This is a genomic window from Geodermatophilus sp. DF01-2 (assembly GCF_004571065.1).
Classification (GTDB): domain Bacteria; phylum Actinomycetota; class Actinomycetes; order Mycobacteriales; family Geodermatophilaceae; genus Geodermatophilus.
In genome coordinates, this window is record NZ_SPQN01000124.1 from 1 (window position 1) to 8,280 (window position 8,280).

The 8,280-nt window shown below is 74.7% G+C and carries 12 protein-coding genes; 5 read left to right on the forward strand and 7 right to left on the reverse strand.

Annotation, left to right across the window (positions count from 1 at the left end; genetic code table 11):
• The 4 genes from E4P41_RS22850 to E4P41_RS20445 form a co-directional block, all read right to left on the reverse strand.
• Positions 1–252: hypothetical protein (locus tag E4P41_RS22850; protein WP_209307830.1), on the reverse strand; the 252-nt coding region annotated here is incomplete at its 3' end.
• An 11-nt stretch (positions 253–263) separates the two neighbouring features.
• On the reverse strand, positions 264–632 hold the full coding sequence (locus tag E4P41_RS20435; protein WP_135143051.1) for a DUF3263 domain-containing protein: 369 nt from the start codon (positions 630–632) through the stop codon (positions 264–266).
• A gap of 230 nt (positions 633–862) precedes the next feature.
• The gene (rarD, locus tag E4P41_RS20440; RefSeq protein ID WP_135143052.1) at positions 863–1,780 is read right to left on the reverse strand and encodes an EamA family transporter RarD; all 918 of its coding nucleotides are present in this window, start codon (positions 1,778–1,780) and stop codon (positions 863–865) included.
• Positions 1,781–1,856: 76 nt separating this feature from the next.
• Positions 1,857–2,288: a CBS domain-containing protein gene (locus E4P41_RS20445; protein ID WP_135143053.1), complete on the reverse strand. Its 432-nt coding sequence runs from the start codon at positions 2,286–2,288 to the stop codon at positions 1,857–1,859.
• A gap of 88 nt (positions 2,289–2,376) precedes the next feature.
• Between E4P41_RS20445 and E4P41_RS20450 the strand changes: the two genes are divergently transcribed.
• Positions 2,377–2,787 carry a DUF5313 family protein gene (locus E4P41_RS20450; RefSeq protein WP_245177533.1) on the forward strand — a complete coding sequence of 137 codons (411 nt, stop codon included), beginning with the start codon at positions 2,377–2,379 and terminating at the stop codon, positions 2,785–2,787.
• A gap of 107 nt (positions 2,788–2,894) precedes the next feature.
• Here the strand turns inward: E4P41_RS20450 and E4P41_RS20455 are convergent, their stop codons facing one another.
• Positions 2,895–3,104, reverse strand: coding sequence for a dodecin (locus tag E4P41_RS20455; protein WP_135143055.1), 210 nt, complete (start codon positions 3,102–3,104; stop codon positions 2,895–2,897).
• 76 nt (positions 3,105–3,180) lie between these two features.
• The gene (locus tag E4P41_RS20460; RefSeq protein ID WP_135143056.1) at positions 3,181–4,335 is read right to left on the reverse strand and encodes a heparan-alpha-glucosaminide N-acetyltransferase domain-containing protein; all 1,155 of its coding nucleotides are present in this window, start codon (positions 4,333–4,335) and stop codon (positions 3,181–3,183) included.
• A gap of 158 nt (positions 4,336–4,493) precedes the next feature.
• Between E4P41_RS20460 and E4P41_RS20465 the strand changes: the two genes are divergently transcribed.
• Positions 4,494–4,970, forward strand: a complete 477-nt coding sequence (locus tag E4P41_RS20465; protein ID WP_135143057.1) for a hypothetical protein — start codon at positions 4,494–4,496, stop codon at positions 4,968–4,970.
• Here the strand turns inward: E4P41_RS20465 and E4P41_RS20470 are convergent.
• Positions 4,922–5,644 (reverse strand): response regulator transcription factor, encoded by a 723-nt coding sequence (locus E4P41_RS20470; protein ID WP_135143058.1) that lies wholly within the window; start codon positions 5,642–5,644, stop codon positions 4,922–4,924. The two genes, E4P41_RS20465 and E4P41_RS20470, sit on opposite strands and share 49 nt — an antisense overlap.
• Positions 5,645–5,703: 59 nt before the next feature.
• Between E4P41_RS20470 and E4P41_RS20475 the strand changes: the two genes are divergently transcribed.
• The 3 genes from E4P41_RS20475 to E4P41_RS22855 all read left to right on the forward strand — a co-directional run.
• The gene (locus E4P41_RS20475; RefSeq protein ID WP_209307831.1) at positions 5,704–7,122 is read left to right on the forward strand and encodes a HAMP domain-containing sensor histidine kinase; all 1,419 of its coding nucleotides are present in this window, start codon (positions 5,704–5,706) and stop codon (positions 7,120–7,122) included.
• 181 nt (positions 7,123–7,303) lie between these two features.
• On the forward strand, positions 7,304–7,648 hold the full coding sequence (locus tag E4P41_RS20480) for an NADH-quinone oxidoreductase subunit A (protein ID WP_245177534.1): 345 nt from the start codon (positions 7,304–7,306) through the stop codon (positions 7,646–7,648).
• The coding region (locus E4P41_RS22855; RefSeq protein WP_209307832.1) for a hypothetical protein at positions 7,639–8,280 on the forward strand (642 nt) is incomplete at its 3' end. The genes E4P41_RS20480 and E4P41_RS22855, both read left to right, overlap by 10 nt.

Consider the following 8,280-nt stretch of genomic DNA (forward strand, 5'->3'; position numbering starts at 1 on the left):
GCCGGCGCGGGGCGTGCTGGGCGGCAGCGGCCGGCCCTGCGCGGGACGCCGGCGGCCCGGGTCCTCCCCCGCTTCCAACAGGCCGTCGCGCCGCCGGTCGGCACGGCTGCGGCTGGGCGCCGTCGGGTGGTCGCTGAGGTCCTGGTCGGCCGGGCGGGCGTCGAGCGGGCCGTCGGTGCGGCGGCGACCATGCGGAACCTGGACGGTCCCCCGCTCCGGTACGTCACCGCCTGGCGCCGCGTGCCTGCCCACGGTGACCAAATCTAGATGCCGCGGCTCCCGTTGCCCAGGAACTGGGACGATCGGCGCTGTCCCCGCGCGGCGCGCAGGCGGCGCAGCCGCCGCACGAGCAGCGGGTCGGCCTCGAGCGCCGCAGGCCGGTCCACCAGGGCGTTGAGCACCTGGTAGTAGCGGGTCGGGGCCAGGCCGAAGCGGTCACGGATCGCCGTCTCCTTGGCCCCGGGCCGGCGCCACCACTGCCGTTCGAAGGCGAGCAGCTCGTGCTCGTGGCGGGTGAGGCCGCCGGGCCGGGCGGCGGGGTCGGATCCGTGCGGGGTGGGCTGGTCGGCCGCTGGGGGAAGAGGCACCTCGCCCCCCGGCGGGGAGACCGCGGGAGCTGGTTCGGCAGACATCGGGGATTCCTTCTCTGGGGGACGCGTTCGACGGTAGTCCGCCCCACCGACATCCCGGGCCCCCGGCGGCCGCCTTGCAGGTGGAAGGACCCCGTCCTCCTCACCGTGGAAGGACCCCGTCCTCCTCATCCCTCGCAAGCTCGGGACGAGCCTCTGGACGGGGCCGCGGCGAGCCTCTGGACGGGGCCTGGTGCGAGCCTGCGAGTGGCGGGGGGGCAAAGGGGTCCTACTCAGACCGGTGCGGGCGCGGCCTCCGCCGCCCGCCGGCGGGCTCCCGCGCGGGCGGCACGCAGGCTGTCGGCGGTGAAGACGGCCAGGGCGACCCAGACGATGACGAAACCGGCCAGCCGGGCCGGCGGCATCGGCTCGCCGTAGACGAAGACCCCGATCGCCAGCTGCATCAGCGGCGTGACGTACTGCAGCAGCCCCACCGTGGACAGCGGGATGCGCCGGGTCGCGCCGGCGAAGAGCAGCAGCGGGACGGCGGTCGCCACGCCGGAGCTCACGAGCAGCAGCAGGTGCCCGGGCCCGACGTTCCCGGCGGCCCCCTGTCCCTGCGCATGCAGGACGGTCACCACCACGACCGCGGGGACGACGACCAGCGCGGTCTCCACGAACAGCCCCGGCGCCGCCGAGACCCGGACCAGCTTCTTCATCAGCCCGTAGAGGCCGAAGGTCACCGCGAGCGCCAGGGCGATCCACGGCGGGCGGCCGTGGTCGACGGTCAGCACGGCCACCGCGACGGCGGCGGTGCCGACGGCCAGCCACTGCAGCCGGCGCAGCCGCTCCCCGAACACCACGACGCCGAGCAGCACGCTGACCAGCGGGTTGATGAAGTAGCCGAGCGAGGTCTCGACCACGTGACCGGAGTTGACCCCGTAGACGAAGACCAGCCAGTTGGCCGCGATGAGCACGGCGGCGCCGAGCAGCACCAGCAGGGACCGCCGGTCGGTGACCGCCGCGCGCACCTGCGGCCAGGCGCGCAGCGCGGTCAGCAGGACGGCGACGAAGAGCAGCGACCAGATCACCCGGTGGGCGACGATCTCCAGTCCACCGGCCGGTTCGAGCAGGGGGAAGTAGAGCGGGAACAGGCCCCACAGGCCGTATGCGGCGAGCCCGGAGGCGACCCCCACCCGCCGCTGATCCACGCACGGCACGCTACGCCTGGCCCCCTCCAGGGCACCGCCCCGAGCCTGCGAGGGGTGAGGAAGAGGGGGTCCTCCTTCAGCCGGTCTGGATGTAGTCGACGAGCTGGGCGCGCTCCTCCTCCAGCTCGTCGAGCCGGGCCTTGACGACGTCGCCGATCGAGACGATCCCCACCAGCGCCCCGCCGTCGACCACCGGCACGTGCCGCACCCGGTGCTCGGTCATCGTGCGGGCGAGCTCCTCGACACCCGCTGCGGGCACGCAGGTGTGCACCTGCGGGGTCATGACGCTGGAGACGGGGTCGGCGAGCAGGCCGGCGCCCCGTTCGTGCAGCGCACGGACGACGTCCCGCTCGGAGACGATGCCGTCGACGGTGCGCCCGTCGGCGGAGACCACCAGCGCGCCGACCCCGTGCTCGGTGAGCAGTGCCAGGGCGGTGCGGACGCTGGCGTCGGCGCCGACGGTGGCGACGTCGGTCCCCTTCCGGCGGAGCAGTTGACGGATGTGCATGCCGGACCTCCTCGCCGTCGGGTCGCCGGTGAGTGTGCTCCGGACCACAGCTTCCCGGCAACGCCCTCACCGGCCTACCGTCGTCGGTGTGCGAACCCGTGCCGCCGCGCGCCGCCCCACGCCGCTGCAGTGGGTGCGCTACGCCCTGGGTGGCGGGCTGCCGCGGGAGCTGTCGCCCTGGGTGCTCGCCGACACGACCGGGCCGGGATGGGTGCGCCGCCACCTGACCCGGGCGGTGGTGCAGCTGCTGCCGGTACTGGTCCTCTGCGTGACCGTCGTCCCGGTTCCGCTGGTCTACCGGCTCTCGGCCGCGGCCGGCGGGCTGCTCATGGGCCTGGTCTTCTCGCTGGCGTTCATGGTGGAGACGACCGAGCACCGGGTCGTCAAGGCCGGGTATCCGCCGGGCACCGCGGCCCGGCTCCGGGACGAACGCAGTGAGCGTGAGCGGCTCGAGCGCCGCTCCCCGTACCGGCAGGGCGGCGCGGGCAGCTTCGATTAAGGACCACCCTTCCCCCCACGCCTCGTAGAAGGACCCCGTCCTCCCGTCCTTCGCAGGCTCAGGCCGGGACCCCGGGACGGGGCCGGCGGGACCCGGAAGGATGGCCGTCAGTCCTCGACGCGGAAACCGATCGCCAGCCGCACCTGGAAGTACTGGACGTCGCCGTCGACCACCTGGCCGCGGATCTCCTTGGTCTCGAACCACTCGATGTGCCGCACCGTCCGGGCGGCCTTGCGGATCGCGGTGCGGATGGCGTCGTCGACGCTGGTCTGGCTGCTGCCGACGATCTCGCTCAACCGGTACACGTGGTCGGCCACGGCTGCCTCCTGGGCTCGGCTCCCCGGCGCAGGGTCTCGTGGCCGGGCCGGGAGCAACGCTAGTGGCACCGGAGCACTACGGCGACGGCTCGCCCGGCCGTGGCCGCTCGGCGGCTCCCGCGGCGCGCAGGGAACTCCACCGGAGCAACCGTTCCAGCGGTCCCCTGCCGAACAGCAGGCGCCAAGCGGTCGCGAGCACGAGGGTCACCGCCACGTAGGCCGCCCACGGCCCGTTGCTGTCGTAGTCGATCGTGCCGAGCGCCCAGACCGCCACGACGCTGCCGGTGTACACCGTGAGCGCCATGGACCCCACCGCCGCCAGCGGCGAGGTGAGCCTGGGCAGGAGCTCGGCGACGACGAGGCACACGGCGACCACGACGAGCGCGACGCCGACCGAGCCGGCGACCTCGGAGGTCGTGCCGCTGTGCGGGGCCGCGCCGCTCAGCCACGCGGGGTCCCACTCCCCCGGCCGCTCCGCACCGTCCAGTGGGCCCTCCGATGCGCGCCCGTCCGCCCACCACTGCGTCGTCAGCCACCCCGCGCCGTAGCCCGCGACGGCCAGCGACACCCCCGCGGCGGCCAGGGTCAGCCGCACCCGCGCCGAGGTGAGATCGCACCGGCCGACGGCGAGCCCGACGAGGATGAACGTCCACCAGATCAGCGCCGGGTAGGCGCCGGTCACGGCCAGGGAGACGAACGGCGCGTCGTAGGCGTCGTGGGCCTCGGCGAACTGCGCCAGCAGCAGGTCGGCCGGCGGCGTCAGCACGGCGAGCACCCCCGCCGCCAGGAACAGCCGTCGCGGCGGCCACCGCAGGAACGGTAGGGCGAGGACGAAGAGGACGGCGTAGACGCCGAGGATCACGTCGACGTCGGTGCCCAGGGCCTCGAGGACGCCACCGATGGCGAAGACCCACGCCGCCCGGACCAGCAGCCGCACCCGGGCGCGGGCCAGGTCGTCCCCGCCGACCGGGACGGTGCGCCCGGAGAACAGCGCCACCGAGATCCCCGCCAGGACGGCGAAGAGGATCGAGGACCGTCCGTTGACCACGCCGGTCCACGTGGCGGGCGACGTCCCGACGTCGTCCGCGACCGCGCCGACGTGCGCGCCGAACATGCCGAACACCGCGAGGGCACGGGCGACGTCGAGTCCGACGACGCGCTGGTCCTCCCGGAGGTGGCGTCTCCGGGCCACCGAGGGAAGGGACCTGCGCGCGCTGACGGCTGTGCTCATGGCGGCGCACGCTAGGGAGCGCTGCCGTCCGCCCCCACCCGCACGGGACCGGCTTTACCGAGTTCTTGCATCCTCGTGGCCTGCCGCTTGCGCTGGGCCCCCTAACGTCGGAGGCGGTTCCGACCGACCGGGCCTCCGACGCAGCGGCAAGGAGAGCGATGACGGACCTCCGCCTCGTGGTCGGCGGCCTCCTGACCCGGGACGCGGTGCTCGGGACGCTGCTGCTGAATTACGCCGCCGGCCTGGGGTGCGTCTGCCCCGAGGAGGGCGACACCGCGGTGCGGTCCTTCATCGTCCCGGACTGGGTAGTCGACAGCCGCGCCTCGGCTCCGGCCAGCAGCCGGTTGTTCACGGTCGAGGCCCACGTGCGCCGGGACGTTCCGCTGCCGCGCCGCCGGCTCGACACCGTCCTGGACCGGGTGGACGCCGTCCTCACCGGTGCCGCGGGGGACGAGTCGTTCAGCACCCGCCGCCTGGGCGGTACCGACGTCCTGGGCATCGGCGTCGGGACCGTCTCGAAGACCGCCACCTGGGAACTCACCCCGGCAGCGGCGGGCATCCCCGGGGCGGCACCGGCCGCCGGGGCCTACCGCGACGCCCGACCCCGGTCCGGCGCCGCGAGCTCCAGCCGGTAGCCGTGCCCGCGCACGGTGACGATCCGGGGGACCCGGTGGGCGGTCGCGGCGCTCTCCTGCAGCTTGCGCCGCAGCGCCGCGACGTGGACGTCGAGGGTCTTGGTCGAGCCGAACCAGTTCTCGTCCCACACGTCCGCCATCAGCTGCTCCCGGCTGTGCGCCATCTCCGGTTGCGCGGCCAGCCGCGCGAGCAGGTCGAACTCCTTCGGGCGCAGGTACAGCTCCTCGTCCGCGACCGTGACGCGGTGCCGGGCGACGTCGACCACCAGGTCGCCGACGGCGCGGACCGCGGGCCCGGTCGTCCCCTTCGCGCCCCGGCGCAGGTGCGCGCGGATGCGGGCATGGAGCTCGGCCAGCCGGACCGGCTTGACCAGGTAGTCGTCGGCACCGGCCTCCAGGCCGACGACGACGTCCATCTCCGCCGAGCGCGCGGTCAGCATCACCAGGACGCACTCCGGCTGGGCGCGCCGGAGCTGCCGGCACACCTCCACGCCGTCGAGGTCGGGCAGCCCCAGGTCCAGCAGGACGAGGTCGACGGCGCCGGCCCCGGCGCGGGCCAGCGCTCCGCTGCCGGTGCGCTCCCAGGAGACGTCGTACGCGTGGCTGCGCAGGCTCGACGCCAGGACCTCACCGATCGACGGGTCGTCCTCGACCAGCAGGACCCGACCGGCCATGTGGGCATCGTGGCACCTGCCGCCCCGCCACGGGACCCGTCGGACCGCGCCCGGAGGCGGTGACAGCGCCGGCCCGGCGCGGCATCCTGGCGCCCACCGACCGCGGCGCCCCCGACTGCGGAACGGAGACGACGCCCGTGCGCACCAGGATCATCGCTGTGGCCGTCCTGGCCTCCGTGCTCGCCACCTGCCTGTTCGCCGTCCCCCTGGCCGTGGCGGTGCTCGAGTACGCCCTCCAGCACGAGCGCGGGCACCTCGTCCGGGTCGCCAGTGACGTCGCGATCGAGATAGCCGGCGACGTCTACGACGAGGACGACGTCGACCCCGACGACATCGCGGACGTCGGGCGTGACGGCGACGAGATCCGCGTGGCCGTCTACGACGACGACGGTGATCCGCTGGCCGGGGTCGTCCCGGGCGACCATCCCCACATCCTGTCCCGGGCGCTGGACGGCGACGTGGCGGCCGGGACCGACGGCGACCTCCTCGCCGCCGCCGTTCCCGTCACCCACTCCGACGAGGTGGTCGGCGCCGTGGTCGTCGCCTCCCCCCGCAGCACCGTGCTGGGACAGGTCGCCCTCGTCTGGGCGGCCATGGCGGGGCTGGCGGCCGCGGCGGTCACCATCGCCTGGCTGGTCGGGCGGCGACAGGCCCGCAGGCTCGCGCGCCCGCTGGAGGACCTGGAGGAGAGCGCCCGCCGACTCGGGGACGGCGACTTCAGCGTCCGCAGCCGCAGGGGCAGCATCGAGGAGATCGACGCGGTCGGGGCCGCACTCGACGCGACCGCCATCCGCCTGGACGACCTCCTCGCTCGCGAGCGTGCGTTCTCCGCCGACGCCTCCCACCAGCTCCGGACCCCCCTGGCCGGCATGCGACTGCGCCTCGAGGCAGCGCTCGAGCGGGCAGACGTCGACCCCCGGCCGGCGATCGCCGCCAGCCTGGTCGACGCCGACCGCCTGGAGTCGATCATCGAGGAGCTGCTGACGCTGGCCCGTGCCGGCCAGGCCACGCCGACCGGCCCGGTCGACCTCGACGCGCTGCTCGGCGAACTGTCGCCGGAATGGACCGCGCGCCTGGCACTGCACGGCCGGGACCTCGAGGTCCGGGTCGATCCCGGTGCGCCGGGCGCGCGGGCGTCGACCGCGGCGGTCCGTCAGGTGCTGGGCGTGCTGGTCGACAACGCCACCACGCACGGCCGCGGGACCGTCACGGTCGCCGTGCGCGAGGCCACCGGCGCCGTGGCGGTCGACGTCTCCGACGAGGGTCCCGGGGTGCGGGACCCCGAGGGCATCCTCTTCGCCCGGCAGGCCGATCGCCGCGACGGGCACGGCATCGGGCTGGCCCTCGCCCGCCGCCTCTCCGAGGCCGAGCAGGGCCGGCTGCACCTGACGCAGGTGTCGCCGCCGGTGTTCACCCTGCTCCTGCCCGCCGCCCCGGTCTCGGAGCGAACGGAGCACGCGCGCGTCGCGAGTCGATGACAGCCCGGCCGCCCGCACTCCGGGCATGGGTGCGGCGACCGCCCGCACGTGCTGCCGGCGGACGCCGAGACCCTGACATGACCACGCATCACCCGTACGGTTCTACGGGTATGTCGGCGCGGCCGGTCGCCGGCCTCGGCGACGTCCATCGCGCCGTTCGGTCCGGCAGGAGGTAATCCCCGTGCTCTGGGGTGCTGCAGCGATGCTGGCGCTGGGCGTGGGCGGGGCGGTCGTCGCCTACCTGGTCCATCGACGGACGTCGGTGGCCCCCACGACGCTGACCGCGCTGCCCTTCCTCTCCGGCCGGCGCCCGCAGGAGCACGCACTGTCGCGCTTCCACGCGAGGTACTACCCGCTGACCCTGCTGTTCCTGGCCTTCGACGTGGAGATGCTCTACATGTACCCCTGGGCCACCGTGGTGGCCCAGGTCGGCGTCTCGGCGGTCGTCGAGATGTTCGTCTTCCTGGCCGTCCTCATGGTCGGGGTCGTGTGGGCCTGGCGGGAGGGGGCCCTGCGGTGGACCTGACCCGGCGCCTGGCCGATGCCGCCGTCCGCCGGGTCGCGGTGCTGCTCGTTCCCGTCCCCGGATGGAGCGCCACCCGGTGCGCCGCCGAGCGGGTGGTGCGGGAACGCGGCTGGCGGCCGGCCCTGTCCGCTGCAGACGCGGACGTGATGGTGATCTGCGGCGCACCCGGCGTCCGCCTCACGGCCACCGTCGACCTGCTGTGGGAGCAACTGCCGGGGCCCCGTGCCCGGGTCACCGCGATGGCGGCGTCGGCGGTCGGCGCGGTCATCGACCAGGCGGTCTCCGAGCTCCTCGACACCGAACGACAACGCCGGGACGCCGTGGAGCGGTCGACCGACCCGGCAATGGGTGGACCTGCCGAGGCGACCGACGACCAGGACGGGGACGAGGACCGGGACGAGGAAGACCCCGCGGACCCGGACTCCGGTGACGAGGCCCCCGCGGACCAGGACCCGGACCAGGACGAGGAGGGCCCGGAGGCGCAGGACTCCGAGGACCACGGGGACATGGACCACGGGGACATGGACCACGGGGACATGGACCACGGGGACATGGACCACGGGGACATGGACCACGGGGACATGGACCACGGGGACATGGACCACGGGGACATGGACCACGGGGACATGGAC

What these genes read in the sequence shown, in the direction of transcription:
- E4P41_RS20435 (WP_135143051.1), bottom strand. Translation starts at nt 632, where the DNA reads ATGTCTGCCGAACCAGCTCCCGCGGTCTCCCCGCCGGGGGGCGAGGTG.
- E4P41_RS20445 (WP_135143053.1), bottom strand. Translation starts at nt 2,288, where the DNA reads ATGCACATCCGTCAACTGCTCCGCCGGAAGGGGACCGACGTCGCCACC.
- E4P41_RS20460 (WP_135143056.1), bottom strand. Translation starts at nt 4,335, where the DNA reads ATGAGCACAGCCGTCAGCGCGCGCAGGTCCCTTCCCTCGGTGGCCCGG.
- E4P41_RS20465 (WP_135143057.1), top strand. Translation starts at nt 4,494, where the DNA reads ATGACGGACCTCCGCCTCGTGGTCGGCGGCCTCCTGACCCGGGACGCG.
- E4P41_RS20470 (WP_135143058.1), bottom strand. Translation starts at nt 5,644, where the DNA reads ATGGCCGGTCGGGTCCTGCTGGTCGAGGACGACCCGTCGATCGGTGAG.